Annotated in this window: 7 protein-coding genes; all 7 read left to right on the forward strand. The window is 61.6% G+C overall.

Features of this window, described 5'->3' with window-relative positions; all coding sequences use genetic code 11:
* The first annotated feature begins 186 nt into the window (after positions 1-186).
* The 7 genes from IFU31_RS17330 to nadE all read left to right on the forward strand — a co-directional run bounded on the left by IFU31_RS17330 (position 187) and on the right by nadE (position 22143).
* The gene (locus tag IFU31_RS17330; protein WP_192103928.1) at positions 187-3747 is read left to right on the forward strand and encodes a Tc toxin subunit A; all 3561 of its coding nucleotides are present in this window, start codon (positions 187-189) and stop codon (positions 3745-3747) included.
* Between the two features lie 688 nt (positions 3748-4435).
* On the forward strand, positions 4436-7936 hold the full coding sequence (locus tag IFU31_RS17335; protein WP_192103930.1) for a Tc toxin subunit A: 3501 nt from the start codon (positions 4436-4438) through the stop codon (positions 7934-7936).
* A gap of 100 nt (positions 7937-8036) precedes the next feature.
* Positions 8037-12800 (forward strand): Tc toxin subunit A-related protein, encoded by a 4764-nt coding sequence (locus tag IFU31_RS17340; protein WP_192103932.1) that lies wholly within the window; start codon positions 8037-8039, stop codon positions 12798-12800.
* A 108-nt stretch (positions 12801-12908) separates the two neighbouring features.
* Entirely contained in the window at positions 12909-17345 is a 4437-nt protein-coding gene (locus IFU31_RS17345; protein ID WP_192103934.1) for a SpvB/TcaC N-terminal domain-containing protein, read from the forward strand.
* A gap of 531 nt (positions 17346-17876) precedes the next feature.
* A complete protein-coding gene (locus IFU31_RS17350) occupies positions 17877-20762 on the forward strand; it encodes a ribonucleoside-diphosphate reductase subunit alpha (RefSeq protein ID WP_122479351.1) in 2886 nt (961 codons plus the stop codon).
* 161 nt (positions 20763-20923) lie between these two features.
* Entirely contained in the window at positions 20924-21265 is a 342-nt protein-coding gene (gene copM / locus IFU31_RS17355; RefSeq protein ID WP_122479352.1) for a CopM family metallochaperone, read from the forward strand.
* Positions 21266-21315: 50 nt separating this feature from the next.
* On the forward strand, positions 21316-22143 hold the full coding sequence (nadE, locus tag IFU31_RS17360; protein ID WP_192103936.1) for an ammonia-dependent NAD(+) synthetase: 828 nt from the start codon (positions 21316-21318) through the stop codon (positions 22141-22143).
* The last annotated feature ends 16 nt before the right edge of the window (positions 22144-22159 follow it).

Consider the following 22159-nt stretch of genomic DNA (forward strand, 5'->3'; position numbering starts at 1 on the left):
CGTTTTGTGCTGAACCGAGAAGCCCGGCTCTGTGCCGGGCTTTTTGCGTTCATGAGTCGGATTCAGCTGGACAGGCGACCCTAACCGCGTGGCCAGGCTTTGCCTACCTATCAGTTCTGTGGATACCCCGCTCTCGGCAGGCCCGCTAAAAAGTCGGCCTGATTACCCCCATGAGCGAGGCACACCATGAACACACCTGAACTCCCCGACCCAATTTTCGACGACGGCGACCATCTGCTTCCCGAGGTCGAGCTGCCCGAGTTGGCGGATCCAACACCTAACCCGCTGTTCGACAACCTGGTTCCGCTCACCCCGGAAAATCGCCTGCTGGGCAGAATGAGCTTTGCCGACGCGATGCCGGAAATGGGCATGAGCTCGGTATTCGACATCATTCGCCAACCCAAGGCCGAATTCACCCGTCAGCTACGTACCCTCAGCGATGCCGATGGCGAACTGGCCTACGACAATGCCCTGTGCTACGCCACCCAGATCGCCCGTTCCTATCGTGAAGACGTCGTGTCCTCAGGCCGCAACCTGCCACTGATCGCCCCGCAGACCGGCGTGCGTGCACTGGTCGACATCGGCCCGAGCTACCCCAACCTGTTCAAGGAAAACTGGGACCAGTTCTGCAAGGTCGGCGCCATCGAAGCCATGGACGGCCCGGTGGCCTACCTGGGCTCGCTGCGCCGTTTTGCCGAGCAGAAGATCGAAGGCGCGTCCACGTCGCCACTGCGGATACCGCTGGCGGTGCGCCGGCCGGACCTGGACAGCCTGTTGATCGACGAGCAGAGCACCTACCAGAGCGTGCCAATGCTGGACCTGGTGAACAACGTGTTGAGCCAGGGCATTGCCAAATACCAGACGGAGAAAGGCGACGCGCGGCCGATTCATGAGTTGCTGGCGGAGAAAAAGCATCCGTTCGTGTTTCCCTATCACTTTGCGCATCAGCAGGTGAGCTTGGCGTTGAGCGGTGAAAAGCCGACGCTGGGGGAGTTGAACTACCGGATGAGTATCTCGCCGCTCGGCGAGGAGTCTGCTTATGGATCCGTAGGAATAAGCGCTACCGTCGCCCAAATTGGATTGGCAGGTTTGAGTCGAACTATCGAGACGCTGGTGACATCGGCCTCCCCGTTCAGCCATTTCTATGTATCACTGCGCGATCTACTGGGTAATAAACAATTCCTGACGCCAGGCGCCGAACAATTCAAGTCACACAAGCACTTCACTAGTGGCTTTCTGATGCCGTCACAAACCTCCGTTAAGTCGGTCGAGCCTCCGGCTTTGCAGTTGGAGTGGTCTTCATCGAGGGATGACACACTTGCTCATCTAGTGTTCACAGGGGCCGAGCAGTCTATTAGAGAGCTGCCCGTCAAGTTTGCCAGTCAGGATTATCCAGCCGCCAAAAAATGGCACATGCACAACGCTGTCTACGGCAGCACGCTGAATACCAAGACACTAATAATTACCTATTCGGGCACCGATGCTGCGTTGAGCGACGCCGCTGGCCGCCGCTGTGATGTGTTGATCACGGCACAATCCTGGTCGCAGCTCGAGGACTGGGCACCTTCGAAGCGGGTTGCACCTTGGAAATTCACCTTCACGCCTGACGACGACTGTGCTCTGAATGACCAAGAGCGCGCGTTTTTTGTCACGCACTACGGAGTGGATTTTACCCATGGCTCGATGAATCCACTGGTTGGCCTGGACCGTTTTCTTCACTCCACAGACCTTGACAGTAAGGCCACGGAAAACCTGCTCGCAGTCAAGGCATTCGCCCCCATACAGTCGCCTAACTTCATCTCCCTCAACCGCATGGCCACCGGCATTCGCGGTTCCAGACCTTTCCCCCGCTCCAATCACTACGGAGCCAGCTACATAAACGGCATTGGTGGGAAGGACTCAGGCACAAAATCCTATGACAACTACGACAACACTATCGGCCTGGCCAAAGCCACCTCTGGCGATAAATGGCAGCTGACCAATACCAGCCTCGAGCGATACGACCGGCTGCAACGCATGATCCGGCTGCAGAAGGCTACCGGCCTCTCGTTCGCTCAGTTGGACATTCTCATGATCGGCGCCATGCGTTCTGAAAGTGATGCCAATGCTGGACTGCTAATCAACGGCAATACGCTCAGGACACTCGGGATGTACCGCTACTTCAGCCGCGAGTACTCGATTGCGGCTGATGAGTTTGCCGCATTCGTACACCATGTCTCGCCCTACGCCGCGACGGGTCAGGTTTCCATGCTCGACAAAGCGTTCAATACACCCGTGCTCTTCGATAGGCCTTTGGTGATTGATGACGGTGGTTTCAACCTGAACTCCTCTGATCCACTGCACCAGAAAACCGTCGCGCAACTCTGCGCAAGCCTGGGCGTTCAACCAGGCCGAGAGTTCGAACGCTTGGTCGCCGACACCCTGACTGCCGTGACGCCATTGAAACGCTCGCTGGCAGTGGTGTCCTCGCTTTACCGCCAAGCCCGTATCGCGCAGATGTTCGGTCTCTCGGCCAGCGACTTCTGGGAGCTGACGACCTTGCTGGGTGGCAGCGCCTATCGCGGGTCGATTGCCAGCGGTCGCTTGAAAGCGCTGGACTCTGCTGGCAAGGACATCCTCGACATCCTGATGGAACTGGACTGGGCCGTGCGCTGGCTCAAGGCCAATAAACTCACGGTCACCGGGCTGCTCGCCTTGTTGAGCACGGACGCTGCACAGGAGCCAGGCAACGCCCTGCTCGAGCGCCTGCAGCAGATGGCCGATGAGGGCCGTACCTTGGCCGTGAACGCCGCCACGATATCCGCCCTCGGTCTACCCAACAAAGCCACCGGCGCAGCCATCGACTGGCACACGGAACTGGGCAAAGGGACCTCAGCCATCATTGATGCGGCCGGGCTGGTCAAGCCGCTTCAACCAACGCTGACCGACACCGATCAGCAGCAGCTGGCAGAAAAGGTTCGCTCGCTGGTCGCCTCGCTGGGGCTGGCCGCCAATGACGTCCAGATCGCCGAAGACACACTGAATACGTATCTGGCCAACGCCCTGTGCCGCCAGCAGAGGCTTGTGGAAGGCCTGCTGCAGGAACACACCACGCTCCTGCCGGAATTGGCGGTATGGGTCGCTCACTGCGCCGATGTTTCACCTTACCGCCTGCTCGAGCGCACCTTCCAGGCCTGGCCGATGGACGCCGAGCCCGATGCCGCCAAAGTGAGTACGGTGCTGGCCGACCTGCGCCAGATCGACACCTGCACACGCGCTGTCAGCTGGGCCAATGTCGGCGCCGCCGCATTGCGCAGCTTCGTCGTCAACCCGGCGTGGCTGGGGTGCGACAGCCTGTGGCCGTTGTCCTTGAACACCCTGCACCTGCTCAAGGCCTACGACAGCCTGTTCAACACCTTGGGGCAGACGGAAGAGCGCCTGCTTGGTTACGTGCAGCAAGCCAATGCATTGGTATCCAGACGGCCCGGCAAACGCCAACTGGCGGTCCAGTCGCAAACCTGCAATGCCGCCCTGGCGAGCTTGCTGGGCTGGAGCGAAAGCGAGGTGGCGGTGCTCACCGCGCTGCTGCCTCAGCAAACCGCCAAGAGCGTTGCCCATATCGACTGGGTGCGCCGCGCACAGGCCCTTTCGCTGGAAACCGGCCTCAACGCCGCGACCCTGCTCAAAGCCTGCTCCCTGCATGCCGACAGCCCCGAAGCTGACTGGCAAGCGGTGGGCCAGGCGGCCATGGCGGCCGCGGGCCGTTGATTCACCAGATGTTCAGGCCGGCCTCTTCGCGGGTAGAGCCCTCTGCCCGCGAAGGCCGCGCCGCTTTTGCAAGGTGATTCGCTTACCCAACAGCCCTGGGAAACCAGCCCAGGTCGGCCGGTCACGCCAGTGCCGCTGCCCTGTTGTCCTGCCCGGACGCTTCGTTTAGCTCGATATCAACGACATGCCCACCTGCCTGCTTTATCTCAGGTGCGCAGTCCAGGCATGCCCCTGCATCCACGCCCTCCCCAGCTCACCTACAGCCGCCAGCAACTGCGCGTCATGCCACACCGCAGCTCGCCCCGTCGAAACCTCGCACCCGTTACAGCACCTTCTCGTCCAGGCATCCAGCCTACCCGACAGCCCACCATCGACAGCGCCTGAAACGGCACCATCACCTCAGCATTCAACCTGGTCGCCTGCCAGCATCAGCATTTGCTTGGCCGCGATGATGTTATTTCTCCGCAGTAGCGTGGTCGGCTACAAAACGCCCCAGTTCTTGCAACAACTCGGCGCGCACACCTTCGCATTGCACGGACGCCCCGGTTTTCAGGGCTTTCGAGGTAGCAACAAGGCATCTCATAACGCCATTGAACAGCCCTGGCTACCTATCAGTTCTATGGATACCCCACCCTTCGCTCGCCCGCTAAAACATTGGCCTTGATCAGCCTGATGAGCGAGCCCCCGCATGACCACACCTGAACGCCCCGACCCAGTTTTCGACGACGGCGACCACCTGCTTCCAGAGGTCGAGCTGCCCGATCCAACACCCAACCCGCTGTTCGACAACCTGGTTCCGCGCACTCCGGAAAACCGCCTGCTGGGCAGAATGAGCTTCGCCGACGCGATGCCGGAAATGGGCATGAGCTCGGTGTTCGACATCATTCGTCAACCCAAGGCCGAATTCACCCGTCAGCTACGCACCCTCAGCGATGCCGATGGCGAGCTGGCCTACGACAATGCCCTGTGCTACGCCACCCAGATCGCCCGTTCCTATCGTGAAGACATCGTGTCCTCAGGCCGCAACCTGCCACTGATCGCTCCGCAGACCGGCGTGCGTGCACTGGTCGACATCGGCCCGAGCTACCCCAACCTGTTCAAGGAAAACTGGGACCAGTTCTGCAAGGTCGGCGCCATCGAAGCCATGGACGGCCCGGTGGCCTACCTGGGCTCGCTGCGCCGTTTTGCCGAGCAGAAGATCGAAGGCGCGTCCACGTCGCCACTGCGGATACCGCTGGCGGTGCGCCGGCCGGACCTGGACAGCCTGGTGATCGACGAGCAGAGCACCTATCAGAGCCGCCCGATGCTGGACCTGGTGAACACGGTGCTCACCCAGGGCATCGAGAAGTACCAGGTAGAAAAAGAAGACCCACGGCCGGTGCATCAACTGCTGGCCGAGAAGAAACACCCGTTCGTCTTTCCCTATCACTTTGCCCATCAGCAGGTGAGTTTGGCGCTGGAAGGTGACAAGCCAGTACTGGGTGCGCTGAACCTGGCGCTGAGGACGGGTCTGCAAGCATCCGCCCATCCTGTGGATCAACGTAACGCCTTGGCGCTGTTGTCCGGTTTGAGCCCTGCGCAGCAACATCTGTTAATGGCCGAAAGGCGCTTTCCAGCCTTCAACTTGTCGCTGCAAGGCCCTAGCTGGTACACACCAATCATTTCAAACATCCACCTGTGGGACAGCAACACCACTCATATCGAGATACCTGAGCAAGAGTCGGTCATAAGCGTTTTACACACTGACAGCGATACGCTGATAGAAATGCGCCTGATCAACAATGGCCGATCCCAGACAGTCAAACTGCGTGGTCGAGTGCTTCAGGAAGGTGCTGGCGGCAGTTGGAAAATGAGCCATCAGCATGCGGATGGTAACTTGGGCATTTGTTTTGTTCTCTATTACAAAGCCGAAGATAATCCCGGAGTGGAGTTGGCACTTCACTATGATGCCCCCTTGGTATTGAACGTCATGGTGACTGTTGCCGGCCAATCGCGCATCGGTCGCCAGATGGTGTTCGATGTCAGTACGCTTGGCGATCCTGTTCTGGGCCGTGATTTGAACGTTGCCGAGCGCGACTATCTCCAGGCCCACCTGGCAATTGACCAACGTAACCTCGGCGAGTCGCTGTTGAACCGGGCCAAGGTCTTCTGCGACAAGACCGGCGTCGATGCCGAACAGCTGACGGCACTGCTCTCGCAAAAAGACCATAGCCCTCACGTCTCGCCCAATTGCCCCATCCGCAACAAGACCGGTGCCAGCAATCCGTTGCGACGCTCGCCTACACCGATGAACTATGGCGCTGTTTTCATCAACGGCAACGGGGCCATTGATCGCTTCAAACCCCGCGACAACAGCTATCAGTACAACAACGCTGTTTCCCTTGTGGAAGAAACGCTGGGCAGCGAGCGTACTGTCTATCTGGCCTATACCTCACTGGATAGGTTCGACCGAATGCAGCGCATGATCCGCCTGCAACGTTGGACCAAACTGCCATTCGCCGAGTTGGATACCCTGATCGTCTCGGCCATGCGCGCGGAAGGCGATGCCAACCCTGACTTGACCCTCAATCCTAATACGTTGCGTATGCTGGGCGCTTATCGCTATCTCAATGGCCGCCATGGCATTGGCGCTGAAGAGTTCGCCGCGTTCGTTCATGATGTGTCTGCGTTCGCCAGCGGCACCCGCACACCGCTGTTCGACCAGGTATTCAACAACCCGGTACTGTTCGGCACACCCCTGGTTCTGGACCACGGCTCATTCAGCCACACCAGTGACGACCCTGCCCACCAAGCCACTGTCAATCAGCTGTGCGCAGGGCTTGGCTTGACACCTGAGGCATTCGCCGCGGTCGCGCTTCAGACCATCGAGCATGTCGGTCCTCTCAACCGCTCACTGCTCACGGTGTCGGCTTTGTACCGACTGACCCGAATCGCACGCCTGTTCAGGCTCGAGGTAGAAGACTGTCTTTACCTGATCGAGTGCCTGGGCGGCCGCACCTACCTGCGCCATTGCACTGTGGGCACGCTCCTGCAAGGTAATGAAACGCAAACGGACGTGCTGGATATCCTCATTCATCTGGATGGCGTGGTCGACTGGTTGGGGCGCCACAAGTTGAGCGTTGCCAAGATGAGGACGCTACTTGCGGTGGATGCCGAGGCCAGCCCGACCACAGGCGTGCTCGAACGTCTGCAACAGCTGGCAAGCGACGGTCGCAGCACTGCCGTGACACCGGTGGCAGTGGCCGCCTTGGCTTTGCCCGGCAAGGCCACAGGGGCGACCATCGACTGGTTCAGCGAACTGGGCAAGGGCGCCAACGCGCTCATCGACAGTGCAGGGTTGATCAAGCCACCGAACGCAAACGTGGCAGGCAGTGATCACGCGCAACTGGCCGCGCAGGTCCGCGCCTTGATCGCAACCCTGGGTCTGGGGAGTGACGACGTGGCTGCCGCTGAAACCCGGCTTACTGCTTTCTTGCTCGACGCCTGGGCCCGCCAACAGCGCTTGGTCGAAGGCCTGCTGCAGGAACACACCACGCTCCTGCCGGAATTGGCGGTATGGGTCGCTCACTGCGCCGATGTTTCACCTTACCGCCTGCTCGAGCGCACCCTCCAGGCCTGGCCGATGGACGCCGAGCCCGATGCCGCCAAAGTGAGTACGGTTCTGGCCGACCTGCGCCAGATCGGCACCTGCGCACGCGCTGTCAGCTGGGCCAATGTCGGCGCCGCCGCATTGCGCAGCTTCGTCGTCAACCCGGCGTGGCTGGGGTGCGAAAGCCTGTGGCCGTTGTCCTTGAACACCCTGCACCTGCTCAAGGCCTACGACAGCCTGTTCAACACCTTGGGCCAGCCGGAAGAGCGCCTGCTCGGTTACTTGCAGCAAGCCAATGCATTGGTATCCAGACGGCCCGGCAAACGCCAACTGGCGGTCCAGTCGCAAACCTGCAATGCCGCACTGGCGAGCTTGCTGGGCTGGAGCGAAAGCGAGGTGGCGGTACTCACCGCGCTGCTGCCTCAGCAAACCGCCAAAACTGTTGCCCATATCGACTGGGTGCGCCGCGCACAGGCCCTTTCGCTGGAAACCGGCCTCAACGCCGCGACCCTGCTCAAAGCCTGCTCCCTGCATCCCGACAGCCCCGAAGCTGACTGGCAAGCGGTGGGCCAGGCGGCCATGGCGGCCGTAAGCCGCTGATTCACAGGTGTTCAGGTTGGCCCCTTCGCGGGCAGAGGGCTCAGCCCGCGAAGGGGTCAGCACTGGCGCCCCTCCATTACTCATCCAAAGGAATACCTGCATGACCATCGCAGCCACACTCAACGAAAGCTTTCGCGACGCCCTCGTCGCCTACTACCTGGGCGAAGTCGTGCCCAACGACGCCACTCTGGCCGACCTTGGCCTGGCCAATAAACTGAAAACCGAAAACGACCTGTACGAATACCTGCTGCTGGACACCCAGGTCACCCAGGCCGTGGAAACCAGCCCCGTAGCCAGTGCCATCGCCAGTCTGCAGCAGTACATCAACGGCGCGCTGCTGGGTATGGAGCCGGGTTACGACGACGTACGCTTCAGCGAAGCGCTGCTCGGCGAATGGCGCGACCAGCGCAGCCAGTACCCGTTGTGGGCCGCCAACCAGCAGTTGGCCTGGTACCCCTCGCTGTACATCGATCCGTCGCTGCGGATGAAGAAATCCAGCTATTTCCAGCAGTTCGAGAACGACATCAATCAGAACCGCATCAGTTTGGACACTACTCAGGAGGCGGTGCAGAACTACTTGGCCAGCTTCGAGGAAGTGGCCAATCTGAGCATCATCAACGGTTACATCGCCGGCACCGACTTCAAGGAGTCCACCTACTACTTCATCGGCAAGTCCCGCGCCGAGGGCGCCTACTACTGGCGCTCGGTGAACATGGCCGAACGTACCTACGTCAGTGGTACTCAAGGGCCGAAGGTGGACAATCCGAACCCAGGGGCTTGGTCGGACTGGAAACGGGCCAACCTGCCCATCTCCGATACTGCCATCGAACACACCATTCGCCCGGTTTACTTCAATAACCGGTTGTTCGTGGTGTGGGTTGAGTACGTTGAAAGTGTAGAGCCCGGCGGCAGCGGTGACCTTGAGGCCACGCCGCCCGAAGATGGCAAGTATCCCCATCGCTCATTAACCAGCAGCAAACCAAAAATGTCGGCGAAGCTGCGCCTGAACCTCACCTACAAGAAATACGATGACAGTTGGAGCGCACCGCAGTGCTACATGGATGTTGACGTTGACCCGGGATCAGCCGCTATGCTGGACGTACACACAGTTGCGGTAGTGGATAAGTCGACAAATCCTGAAGGCCTATTGATGCTGATGCACAAAGGTTATTCGACCGGCGCAAACAACGACGGTACCCGCGACACCTACAAGTGCCTGAAGAGTCTGAAGCTAGACAAAAACTTCGTGACCACGGCGCTATTTCCTGAGCGCGGGATGGTTGATGACGACACCTCCGACACCGGCATCTACAGGTTGATGGTACTGCGAGCGGGACGATTGTTCGCCAACGCCAATGCCGGGCGTTTTCAGTTTCCGGTAACAGCGGGCGTCATATCCATCAAGTCTGTAAGCACCACTTCCCCCCATCCCAATAGTTCTGAAGTTCAAGGCTGGAACTATCTTGGGTGGCAGGACAGGGTGGGGAATAGTTCGGTAAACCGCCAGGTGACGTTCAACGCCACGACCAACAGGCTCAGCTTTTCATCACACGTGGCCACCGCGTTCACATCCGAACAAGAGTTCAATATCGAGTGTACAAACACTGGCTTTAGTTTATCGTTGATCGGACTCAAACCGACAGATGCAACGAGCGACATTATCCTGGACGCAAGGTCCACATTTCGAGCTACATATGACGCTTTCAAGCAGAATTTCGATTACACATTTTACAAAAGTCGTGAGGGTACATTTACTCCATTCCTGAAAAATAGTACAGGCTCAAACCTGACGCTGAACGCTTCGTCCGGTACCGCCAGCCTAGCAGGCAAGCGGTTGACGCGGGCAGCCTTTGACCGCCTCACCGGTTCAGATCCAGCCATTCCACCAGGGCTCGGCCTGACTATCACGCATACGAGCAGTGGCGTTTTTTTCCATCAGGGTCTTCTCAACGCTTTACCCAACACCCTCACTCAGAACTATCAGCAATTTCTCGCCCGAGCAACGTCGGTTACTACGCCAACACCGCCCAGCATGACGCAAAAGACTAATCTGAAAGTTGCGCCGACAGCGACTTCCGAGTTGTTACCCGGCCAGCATAACCAGAGCATCGATATCGCCATCAATCCGGAGACACTGCGGCCTGATTGGTCAGCCAACTTCCCGGACACAACCTTCACCGTCATTCACGGCGTCTATGTAACCCAGCGTGGTGTTGGCGTTACCAGAAGCCTGGGGCACTGCTGCAAAGCTACAAAAATCGAACTTCAGGCGATTGGTTCCGGAGACAGCCTGCGCGCTCCAAAGATTTCTCGGCATACCAACCCAACGTTGGGCACCGTTGAGTACATAGACTTCGCCAACTCAACAATTGCCAAGAACGACAACAACAACGCCAACCGACAACCCATCCGCATGAACACCCTGTTCGCCCGCAACCTGATCGAGCGCGCCAACGTTGCCTTGGAAAACCTGTTGTCCTGGGAAACCCAATGCCTGCCCGAGCCTGGGCTAGGCAACGGCACGGCAGACCCCTTCATGGACTTCAAAGGCGCCAACGGCCTGTACTTCTGGGAGCTGTTCTTCCACCTGCCGTTCCTTATCAGCCACCGCCTGAACACCGAGCAACAGTTCAGCGAAGCCGAGCACTGGCTCAGCTTCATCTTCGACCCGAGCCGACGCGCCGACAGCAGCGGCCGTCCCGACTACTGGAACGTGCGCCCGCTGGTGGACGACCTGAGCCGCGAGCGTGCCACCCGTGCGCCGATCGACCCGGACGGCATCGCCAGCGACAACCCGGTGCACTACCGCAAGGCGGTGTACAGCCACTTCGTTCGCAACCTGCTGGACCGCGGCGATGCGGCGTATCGCCAGTTGACGCCGGATGCGTTGAACGAAGCCAAGCTTTGGTATGTGCGCGTGCTGGACCTGTTGGGCCCGCGTCCGGACAAGCGCCTGGTCAGTGGCTGGAAGCCGCTGACGCTGAAAAAGCTGTCGGATTCGGTCAGTGGCGGGCTGCGCGCGTTCGAGCAACGTCTGATCGAGCAGGAGCGCCTGGTCGCCGAGAGTGCCGCCGAGAACGACGGTCGGTCACTCATCATCTTCCAGCAGCCGCCGCTGGCGCTCATGCCTTTTGCGGTCGACCCTTCGCTGGCCGAACTCGACAGCCCGCATTTCCGCGTGGCCCTGAACCGCGAACTGGTGCAGAACTGGGACACCGCCGAAGCGCGGCTGCGCAACCTGCGGCATAACCGCACCCTGGACGGCAAGCCGCTGCAGTTGCCACTGTTCGCCGCACCGCTGGATCCACGCGCGCTGATGTCGGCGTTCGGCTCTGCAGCCGCCGGGGGCGGTAGCGGTCGATTGCTCGGCCAGGAAATCCCGCACTACCGTTTCAGCGTCATGCACAACCGTGCCAGTGCTGCAGTGGAAAACCTGATCCAGTTCGGCAGTACGCTGCTGTCGCTGCTCGAACGCAAGGACAACGCTCAACTGCAGGAAATGCAACAGCAGCAAGCCTGGGACATGGCCAAGCAGGCCATCGTCCTGCAGCAGCTGGTTCAGGGTGTGGAGGCCGAAGGCCGCAAGGCGCTGTTGGCCAGCCGTGCGATCGCTGAAAACCGCTTGAGCCATTACGCCACCCTGGCTTCTGAAGTCGTGAGCGCCGGCGAAGTATCTGCCGGCGCCTTGCACCTGCAAGGTCGAGTCGCCGAAGGGGTGGGTTTCGTCTCCCAGGCCATCGGCGAGGGCCTCAAGGTAGCGCCCAACCAGGTCGGTGCAGTGGGCGGCGTAATCGCCGGCATGGCCGGTGGCGCAATCGTCGGCGCCACCACTGGCGGCTGGCGCCTGGAAGGCGTCACCGGTATTGCCACCGCCGTGGCGCAGGGCATGGCCACCGCGTTCCATGGTGCAGCCGAAGCACTGGACCGCACCGAGCAATACCGTCGTCGCCATCAGGAATGGATGCACGCCGAAGACCAGGCCAAACGCGAGATCGAGCAGATCGATGCGCAGCTGGCGGTGCACGACGAGCAGGCCAAGGTCACCGCCGAGCAGTTGCGGCAGACCGAGCTGATGGTTGACCAAGCGGCCACCACCTATCAGTTCCTCAACAAGCGCTTCACCAATGCCCAGCTCTACCAATGGCTCAACGGCCAGTTCGCCACCTTCTACTACCAGGCCTACGACACCACGTTGTCGCTGTGCCTGGCCGCCGAAGCGTGCTGGCAGTACGAGATCGCCGACTTGAAGACCCGCTTCGTTCAGCCAGGTGCCTGGAAAGACAGCTATCGCGGCCTTACCGCCGGTGAGTCGCTCAAGCTCAACCTGATGAAGATGGAAGCGGCCTATCTGCAACGCAATGCGCGCTCGCTGGAGATCACCAAGACCGTGTCGGTGCGCCGTCTGCAGGAAACCGAGGCCAAGCCGTGGGCGACCATCGTCGAGGACCTGGGCAAGACCGGTGGGCTGGAAATCAAGCTGGAACAGGGCCTCTTCGACAACGACTACCCCGGCCAGTACCTGCGCCGCATCAAGCGCGTCAGCGTGACCTTGCCAGCGGTGCTGGGCCCTTACGAGGACCTGGCGGCCGTCCTTACGCAAACCTACAGCAAGGTGGAAATGGCCGACACGGTGGGTGCCAACGTTTGGGAAAACATGCGCGCCAGCCAACAGATCGCCCTGTCCAGCGGCGTCGACGACGACGGCATGTTCACCCTGAACTTCGACGACGAGCGCTACCTGCCGTTCGAGGGCACAGGGGCGGTGTCGACCTGGAACCTGCGTTTCACCCGCTCCACGCCTGAGCTGTTGGCGGCGTTAAGCGATGTGATCGTGCGGGTTAGCTACACGGCGAAGTCCGCGTAGTTCGGGCGGTCGCTTTCGCGGGCAGAAGGCTCGCAAACAAGGCGACTCATCATTCAAAGGACCGGGCCACGCGCTCGGTCTCTATCCCATCTTCAGTGATACCTACTCATGAATACACACCACGACACTCCACTGGCGATCAACACGCCTTCACTTCCCAAAGGCGGCGGCGCCATCCAGAGCATCGGCAAGGGCTGGGGCTCGGTGGGCGCCAGCGGCGCTGCCTCGTTCAGCATCGCGCTGCCATTCTCACCTGGCCGCGGCGCCACCCCACAACTTGGCTTGAGCTACAGCAGCGGCGCCGGTAACGGCCCCTGCGGCATGGGCTGGGGGCTGAGCCGCCAGAGCATCGCCCGGCGCACGCAAAAAGGCGTACCGGCGTACACCGTCGACGACGAAATGGTCGGCCCGGGCGGCGATGTCCTGCTGCCACAGCGCGACGCCCAAGGCGTCATCGTCAGCACCACCGTCCATACCTTTCGCGGCCAGGCGCTGGGGGCCAGTTACCGAGTGACTCGCCACTGCCCCAGAGTGGAAGGCAGCTTCGCGCGCATCGAGCATTGGCAGCTGGACGATGCCGACGCCGGGTTCTGGCTGGTCCATGGCAGCGATGGCGGCCTGCACCTGTACGGCAAGCGCGCCAGTGCGCGCGTCTTCCCAGCCCACGCGCCGCAGCAGGTGGGCGAATGGCTGCTGGAGGAATCGGTAACGCCCACCGGCGATCACGTCGTCTACGAGTACCGCGCCGAAGACGGCGTTGGCCTGCCTGAAGGCGATGAACGCGACCACAGCGCCCAGCGCTACCTGAGCCGCGTGCGCTATGGCAACTTCACCGCCCATGCACCGCTGTATTTGTGGGATGAAGCGAGCCTGCCCGAGCATTGGCATTTCGACCTGGTGCTGGACTATGGCGAACGCGCCATCGAGCAGGGCAGCGTACCGACCTACGCCGCCAGCCAGCCCTGGCCGCTGCGGCCCGACCCCATCGCCAACTTTGCCTACGGTTTCGAACTGCGCAGCTTGCGGCGGTGCCATCAGGTGCTGATGTTCCATCGGTTCGACGAACTGGGCAGCGCGCCCGTGCTGGTCAACCGCTTGTGGCTGGAATATCGCCAGTGTCACGGTTACAGCCTGCTCACGGCCGCCATCGCTCAGGCCTGTGAAGGCACCGAGATGGTCGAACAGCCGCCGCTGGAATTTCGCTACGAGCATTTCCGCTTCGAAGACGCGCGTTACCGCGAGTTCGAAGCGATGCCGGGCCTCGACGATGGCCAGACCTATCAGTTGGTTGACCTGTACGGCGAAGGCCTGCCTGGCGTGCTCTACCGCCAGGACGACAGTTGGCGCTACCGCGAACCGGTGCGCGGCGATGACTCGGCCGACCCTGATGCCGTGGCCTACGCACCTTGGCAGCAATTGCCCAGGCAACCGGTCGCGGACGCGCGCAAGCCCGCTCGCCAGTTCCTCAGCGACCTGACCGGCGACGGCCGTCTGGATTGGATCGTCGCCCAGCCCGGGTATAGCGGTTTCTTCACCTTGGGCAACGATCGAGCGTGGTCCGGTTTCCACCCGTTCGATGCCTTTCCACTGGAGTTCTTCAGCGCCGAGGGGCAAATGACCGACCTTGTCGGCGATGGCCTGCGTGATTTCGCGATGATCGGCAGCCGCAGCGTGCGGCTGTACCCCAGCGCGCGCGACAAAGGCTTTGCCTTGCCCCGTGACGTTGCCCACGCCGACGACGCGCTGCCATTGGCCAGCAACAGCCAGCATGAGTTGGTGGCGTTCAGCGACGTGCTGGGCAGTGGCCAGCAGCACTTGATCCGCATCCGCCATGACGAGCTGCGCTGCTGGCCGAACCTGGGCCGCGGCATGTTCGGCAAAAGCTTCAAGATGGCCAGCCTGCCGTTTGCCTTCGGTGAGTTCGATGCGTCGCGGGTACGCCTGGCTGACCTGGATGGCTCCGGCGCCGCCGACCTGATCTACCTGAACAGCGAGCATGCGCAGGTATTCCTGAACCAGAGCGGCAATGGCTTTGCCGAACCGGTGCTGCAGGCCTGGCCCCAAGGCCTGCGCTACGACAACACTTGGCAGGTGAGTGTTGCCGACTTGCAGGGGCTGGGCTGTTCGAGCCTGGTGCTCAGCGTACCGCACCTGCCGGGGCAGCATTGGCAGCTGGACTTCAATTCAGGTCGCAAGCCCTACCTGCTGGTGGGGTCGAACAACAACATGGGCGCGGACACCCAGGCCTGCTACCGCAGTTCGGCTCAGGAATGGCTGGATGAAAAAGCCGAACAGCTGGCCGCAGGGCTCACACCGGTTGCCGAACTGCCGTTTCCGGTGCACGTGGTGATGGGCCAGACCCAGCACGACGAGATCACCGGCAATACCTTGAGCCAGCGCGTGCAGTATCGCCGAGGTCATTACGATGGCCGCGAGCGCGAGATGCGTGGCTTCGGCCTGGTAATCGCCACGGACTCCGAAGCGCCGTCGGCGAGTGCCGAGCCAACCTCGCCAGTGCTGCTGACCAAGACCTGGTACCACACCGGCCGAGCAGTGGATGAAGTCCTGCATGGCACCGTCGAGCATGATCCGCAGGCACGGACACTGGGCCCGATTCTGCTGCTGCGCCACGATGCCCAGACCGGCAATGACAGCATCGTCACCGAGCAGGACGAAGGCTTGCGCCACGACATGGCCTGTGCGCTCAGCGGTCAGGTGCTGCGCACCGAAGTGTTCGGCCTGGACGGTCAAGCCTGTGCGGCGGTGCCTTATTCGGTGCAGGTACAACGCCCTGCCCTGCGCCTGCTGCAACCGCGCAGCGCCGGGCAGCGTTACGCCACCCTGCTGCCCATGACCCTGGAAACCCTGAGCTACCAGTACGAGCGCATCGCCGACGACCCGCAATGCAGCCACAGCGTGCAATTGCGCGCCGATGCGTTCGGCGCAGTGACCCACGCGGTCAGCATCGCCTATGCCCGGCGCAAGCATGAGATCGACACCCCGCCCTACAGCGACGAACACGAGCAGACCTGGTGGCGAGATGCGTTCGACCCGGCCCAGCATCGCTATTACTTCAGCGAAAGCCGTACCCAATCCATCCATCTGGCCGATGACCCACAGTACTGGCGCTTGCACCTGCCCTACCGTGCACGGGGCAACGCCTGGTCGCTGCCCAAGGCCGAGGTGACACTGGACCAGCTCGGCTACGAAGCGCTGTTGCGTGACGATGGGCTGTTGGGCAACACCGCGCCCAGGACCCTGACCGCCTTGAGCATGCAACGCTATCAAGGGTGCAGCGACGGCAGCGCCAGTTTCCTCGCCCTGGCCGACTTCGCCGAGGCGGCCGAGCTGGATGAAGCAGCGCTGCAAGCCTATGCAGAGGTATTGGAACCGCAGGCGCTGGACGCCAAGCTGGTGGAACTGGGTTATCAACCCATGCCGGCATTCCTGCCCGAGGAGCCGGACCGCGTGCTGTGGTCGGTGCGCCAGGGGTATGCCACCTACGGCGACGCCCAGGCGTTCTACAAGGTCCAGGCCTACCGGCAGAGCCCCGCGATGGGTGAAACACGCGTGCAGTACGATGCCTACCAGTTGCTGCCAGTGAAGGTAATCGCCGCCGATGGCTGCACTACCCAGGCACGGTATGACTACCGGCACTTGCAGCCGGTGGACGTGGTCGACCCCAACAACAATCGCCAGCAAGCCAGCTATGACGCCTTCGGACGCTTGTCGCTGAGCAGCTTCTTCGGCACCGAGATGGGCGAGCCGGTGGGCTTTGCACCGTTGCAGGGCCAGACCATGGCCGGCAGTATTGCCGAAGCGATTGCCGACGACGCCGCTGGCCTGGGTGACTGGGCCATGGCCTATATCCATGAAGGCGATGCCTGGATGGGCGAGGTGCCCGCCGTTGGTGTGACCGACAGCTACGCGCTGGGCGAGCAGGTAATGGCCGGTCGCGTGACCCTGAGTGGGCAGTTGCGTGCCTCCGCTCGCAAGGGATGGCAGCAAGGCCTGTTGGCCGACGCGGTCGCCGAGACTCTGGCGCCACTGGCCAGCTATCCTCGCCAGCCGGTTCGCGTGGCGGCGTTCCAGGCCGATCGCTACCCCGGCGACCCCGAGCGCCAGGTACGCATGAGCATCGAGAGCTTCGACGGCTTCGGGCGCAACCTGCAAAGCAAGCAGCGGGTCGAGCCCGGCATGGCCCACCAGGTGGACGGTGACGGCATGCTGCTGGCCGAGGATGCCCATGCCGATCCACGCTGGCGGGTCAGCCAGCGCGTGGAGTACGACACCAAGGGACAGGTGATTCGTGTGTACCGTCCGTACTTCGCCAACAGTGATCGCTATATCGATGACGCCAGCCATCGCGATGCCGAGCACAGCTACCATGACCTGCAGCGCTATGACGCTCTGGGACGGCCGACGGAGACCTGGACTGCAGCCGGCTGGTTGCGCCGCCAGCGCCATACCCCTTGGTACAGCATCAGCGAAGACGAGAACGACACGGCCGAGGAGGTGCTGGCGATGCGCGCTGCCGAGGCTTGATCCCTGCCGCCGCTAGCCCGGCGGACACTGCTCGCAGGGCGGCATGTCGCCGCCCTGTCGAGCCATGAAGTGACAGCGTCGCTTGCCAAGCCCGGTGAGCGTCAGTTGTCTAGTGGGCCTGTGGCGAGGTTCACCAAAAGTCTGGGGACAAACGGTCATTTGCCTCCAGTCCAGACACGGCGCGGGCTAGCGCCGTCACCCACACAATACCCACATGTTATCCACAGTCTGGCACCTTGCAATGACCCCCAGACCGCATTATCTTGTATCCCCGGCGCGCAAAACCACTACATGTAGGGTTTCGCCTGAAAAACCAAGCACAAGTCAAAGCAAGAACTCAAGCCCTTGCAGCGTGCTTTCCCCGAGTTTTTTCGCCCACGAATTCTCCGCCTGCCGCTACCTGCGGACGGCCGCATTTTCCGCTCTTTCCTACACCCGGCTGAAGGCCTCGGCCTTCCGCGGACAGCTTTTCGGTGACGGACCCAACGATTGGCGTCCGCTCAAATTTTTGAACGTGGAGATACTCACCCCATGCAAACCGACACAACTCGCGAGAACTCGCCGGCCAAGGCGCCGCAGGCCAACGATGCCAATCTGGATCTGGCCGCGACCGCTCCAGGCCAACTGCGCGTGATCAAGCGCAACGGTACCGTGGTCGGCTACACCGACGACAAGATCACCGTGGCCATCACCAAGGCGTTCCTTGCAGTTGAAGGCGGCAACGCCGCCGCCTCGTCGCGCATCCACGACACCGTCGCGCGCCTGACCGAACAGGTCACCGCCACCTTCAAGCGGCGCATGCCATCGGGTGGCACCATCCACATCGAAGAGATCCAGGACCAGGTCGAACTGGCCCTGATGCGCGCCGGCGAGCAGAAGGTCGCGCGCGACTACGTGATCTACCGCAACGAGCGCTCCAAGGAGCGCGCCACCCGCACTCCGGCCGATGCACCGGTCGAAGCGCACCCCAGCATCCGCATCACCAAGGCCGACGGCAGCCTGGCGCCGCTGGACATGGGCCGCCTGAACACCATCATCAACGAAGCCTGCGAAGGCCTGGCCGAAGTCGACGGCGGCCTGATCCAGAAAGAAACCCTGAAGAACCTGTACGACGGCGTAGCCCTCACCGACGTCAACACCGCCCTGGTGATGACCTCGCGTACCCTGGTCGAGCGCGAGCCGAACTACTCGTTCGTCACCGCCCGCCTGCTGATGGACACCCTGCGCGCCGAAGGCCTGAGCTTCCTGGAAGTGGCCGAAAGCGCCACTCACCACGAGATGGTCGACCTGTACGCGAAGGCACTGCCTTCCTACATCGCCAAGGGTATCGAGTTCGAACTGCTGAACCCCGTGCTGGCCACCTTCGACCTGGAAAAACTGGGCCGGGCGATCAACCATGAGCGCGACCAGCAATTCACCTACCTGGGCCTGCAGACCCTGTACGACCGCTACTTCATCCACAAGGATGGCGTGCGTTTCGAACTGCCGCAGATCTTCTTCATGCGCGTGGCCATGGGCCTGGCGATCGAAGAGAAGAACAAGGAAGACCGTGCGATCGAGTTCTACAACCTGTTGTCGTCCTTCGACTACATGGCCTCGACCCCGACCCTGTTCAACGCCGGCACCCTGCGTCCGCAGCTGTCGAGCTGCTACCTGACCACCGTACCGGACGACCTGTCGGGCATCTACGGCGCGATCCACGACAACGCCATGCTGTCCAAATTCGCCGGCGGCCTGGGCAACGACTGGACGCCAGTGCGCGCGCTGGGCTCATACATCAAGGGCACCAACGGTAAATCCCAAGGCGTCGTACCTTTCCTGAAGGTCGTCAACGACACCGCCGTGGCAGTGAACCAGGGCGGCAAGCGCAAGGGCGCGGTCTGCGCGTACCTGGAAACCTGGCACCTGGACATCGAAGAGTTCATCGAGCTGCGCAAGAACACCGGTGATGACCGTCGTCGTACCCACGACATGAACACCGCCAACTGGATCCCCGACCTGTTCATGAAGCGCGTCTTCGACGACGGCAAGTGGACCCTGTTCTCGCCCAACGAAGTGCCGGACCTGCACGACCTGACCGGCAAGGCCTTCGAGGAGCGCTACGAGTACTACGAAGCGCTGACCGAGTACAACAAGATCAAGGTATTCAAGACCGTCCAGGCCAAGGACCTGTGGCGCAAGATGCTGTCGATGCTGTTCGAAACCGGCCACCCATGGCTGACCTTCAAGGACCCGTGCAACCTGCGCTCGCCGCAGCAGCACGTGGGCGTGGTCCACAGCTCGAACCTGTGCACCGAGATCACCCTGAACACCAACAAGGACGAGATCGCGGTCTGCAACCTGGGCTCGATCAACCTGCCGAACCACATTGCCGACGGCAAGCTGGACACCGCCAAGCTCGAGCGCACCATCAACACCGCCGTGCGCATGCTCGACAACGTGATCGACATCAACTACTACTCGGTGCCGCAGGCGCGCAACTCCAACTTCAAGCACCGCCCGGTCGGCCTGGGCATCATGGGCTTCCAGGATGCGCTGTACAAACAGCACATCCCGTACGGTTCCGATGCCGCCGTCGAGTTCGCCGACAAGTCGATGGAAGCGGTCAGCTACTACGCCATCCAGGCGTCCTGCGACCTGGCCGACGAGCGTGGCGCCTACGAGACGTTCCAGGGCTCGCTGTGGTCCAAGGGCATCCTGCCGCTGGATTCGCAACAGATCCTGATCGAGGCCCGTGGCCAGAAGTACATCGATGTCGACCTCAACGAATCGCTGGACTGGGCGCCGGTCCGTGCCCGCGTGCAGAAAGGCATTCGCAACTCGAACATCATGGCCATCGCGCCGACCGCGACCATCGCCAACATCACCGGCGTGTCGCAGTCGATCGAGCCGACCTACCAGAACCTGTACGTGAAATCGAACCTGTCGGGCGAGTTCACCGTGATCAACCCCTACCTGGTTCGCGACCTGAAAGAGCGCGGCCTGTGGGACTCGGTCATGATCAACGACCTGAAGTACTACGACGGCTCGGTACAGCAGATCGAACGCATCCCGCAGGAATTGAAAGACCTCTATGCGACCGCGTTCGAAGTGGACACCAAGTGGATCGTCGACGCAGCCAGCCGTCGCCAGAAGTGGATCGACCAGGCCCAGTCGCTGAACCTGTACATCGCCGGCGCTTCGGGCAAGAAGCTCGACGTGACCTACCGCATGGCCTGGTACCGTGGCCTGAAGACCACCTACTACCTCCGTGCCCTGGCCGCGACCAGCACCGAGAAGTCGACCATCAGCACCAGCAACCTCAATGCAGTGTCGAGTGGCGGCAACAGCGCCCCGATGCAGGCCGCGCCAGCCGGCCCGGCACCCGTGCCAAAGGCCTGTGCAATCGACGAGCCGGATTGCGAAGCTTGTCAGTAAGCGGCGGCTAGACCCTGAAGCCCGCCTCACGGTAACGTGAAGCGGGCTTTTTTGTGCTCGGCGCGCGGACGCTGTTCTCGCACATCCCGAAACACCGCACGTGGAACCTTCCCCCCGGTTACCCGTCAACCCCTCGAACCCACCTCGGATTGGTCACTACCATGAAAACCACCGCTGCCCTGCTCCTGGCCTGTATGGCCGCCCCAGCCTTTGCCGCCGAAATGTCGCACAGCAACAGCGACATGACCCCGATGCAGCACGAGTACATGATGAGCATGGAGACCATGCAGAAATCCATGCACGAAGGCGGCATGGAAACCGACGCCGACGTCGCCTTCGCCAAAGGCATGCTGGCCCACCACAAGGCCGCATTGGACATGGCCAGGATCGAGTTGAAATACGGCAAGGACGCTGAGATGCGCAAGCTGGCCGAGGACATCATCAAAGCCCAGCAGGCGGAAATCGATCAGATGGAGACGTGGGTCAAGAAGCATCAGAAGTGATGTAAGCTTTCGCCCTATCGCGCTCGCCCCCCACTTCAAGGAGTCCGCCCATGAGCAACCGCCAAAGCGAAATCGCAGCCGCCCTGGCCGTGATCCCGCCGTTTGCCGATGACCACGCCATCGACCAGGAAATGGAACGCCGAAAGGCGTTCATCAAGCAGTGTCTGACCACGGCCGGCTTGAAGGTTCTGGTACTGGGCATCAGCGGAGGCGTCGATTCGCTCACGGCCGGGCGCCTGGCACAGGTGGCCATCGAGGAACTGCGCGAGAGCAGCGGCGACCCTGACTACCGATTCATCGCAGTGCGTCTGCCCTACAACGTCCAGCACGACGAGGACGACGCTGCCGCCTCGTTGCGCTTCATCAAGGCGGATGTCGAAGAAACGGTGAACATCGCCGATGCCGTGCAAGGCCTTGCCCAGCAGACAGCACAACTGCACGGTCTGAGCGATGCCCGTCGCGACTTCGTCATGGGCAACGTCAAGGCACGGATCCGCATGGTCGCGCAGTACACCATCGCCAATGCCAACAATGGCCTGGTGATCGGCACGGACCATGCCGCCGAGGCCGTCATGGGGTTCTTCACCAAGTTCGGTGATGGGGCGTGCGACCTGGCGCCGCTCAGCGGGCTGGTGAAAAACCAGGTTCGTGCCATCGCCCGCCGGCTTGGGGCACCGGACAATCTGGTGATGAAAGTGCCAACGGCCGACCTCGAAGAACTGCGACCCGGCAAGCCGGACGAAGACGCCCATGGCGTGAGCTACCAGCAGATCGACGCGTTCCTCCACGGTGAGCCGGTGGGCGACGAAGCCTATGGGATTATCGTGAAGGCGTACGACCAGACGCATCACAAACGTGTGTTGCCGTTTTCGCCTTGATTTCCCTTCGATGTGC

Origin of the sequence: Pseudomonas sp. CFBP 13602 (assembly GCF_014842725.1) — a bacterium.
Taxonomy (GTDB): domain Bacteria; phylum Pseudomonadota; class Gammaproteobacteria; order Pseudomonadales; family Pseudomonadaceae; genus Aquipseudomonas; species Aquipseudomonas baltica.

Excerpts from the sequence above, each read along its gene's own strand:
- IFU31_RS17350 (WP_122479351.1), top strand. The coding sequence starts at position 17,877 with ATGCAAACCGACACAACTCGCGAGAACTCGCCGGCCAAGGCGCCGCAG.
- IFU31_RS17345 (WP_192103934.1), top strand. The coding sequence starts at position 12,909 with ATGAATACACACCACGACACTCCACTGGCGATCAACACGCCTTCACTT.
- IFU31_RS17330 (WP_192103928.1), top strand. The coding sequence starts at position 187 with ATGAACACACCTGAACTCCCCGACCCAATTTTCGACGACGGCGACCAT.
- IFU31_RS17340 (WP_192103932.1), top strand. The coding sequence starts at position 8,037 with ATGACCATCGCAGCCACACTCAACGAAAGCTTTCGCGACGCCCTCGTC.
- nadE (WP_192103936.1), top strand. The coding sequence starts at position 21,316 with ATGAGCAACCGCCAAAGCGAAATCGCAGCCGCCCTGGCCGTGATCCCG.
- IFU31_RS17335 (WP_192103930.1), top strand. The coding sequence starts at position 4,436 with ATGACCACACCTGAACGCCCCGACCCAGTTTTCGACGACGGCGACCAC.
- copM (WP_122479352.1), top strand. The coding sequence starts at position 20,924 with ATGAAAACCACCGCTGCCCTGCTCCTGGCCTGTATGGCCGCCCCAGCC.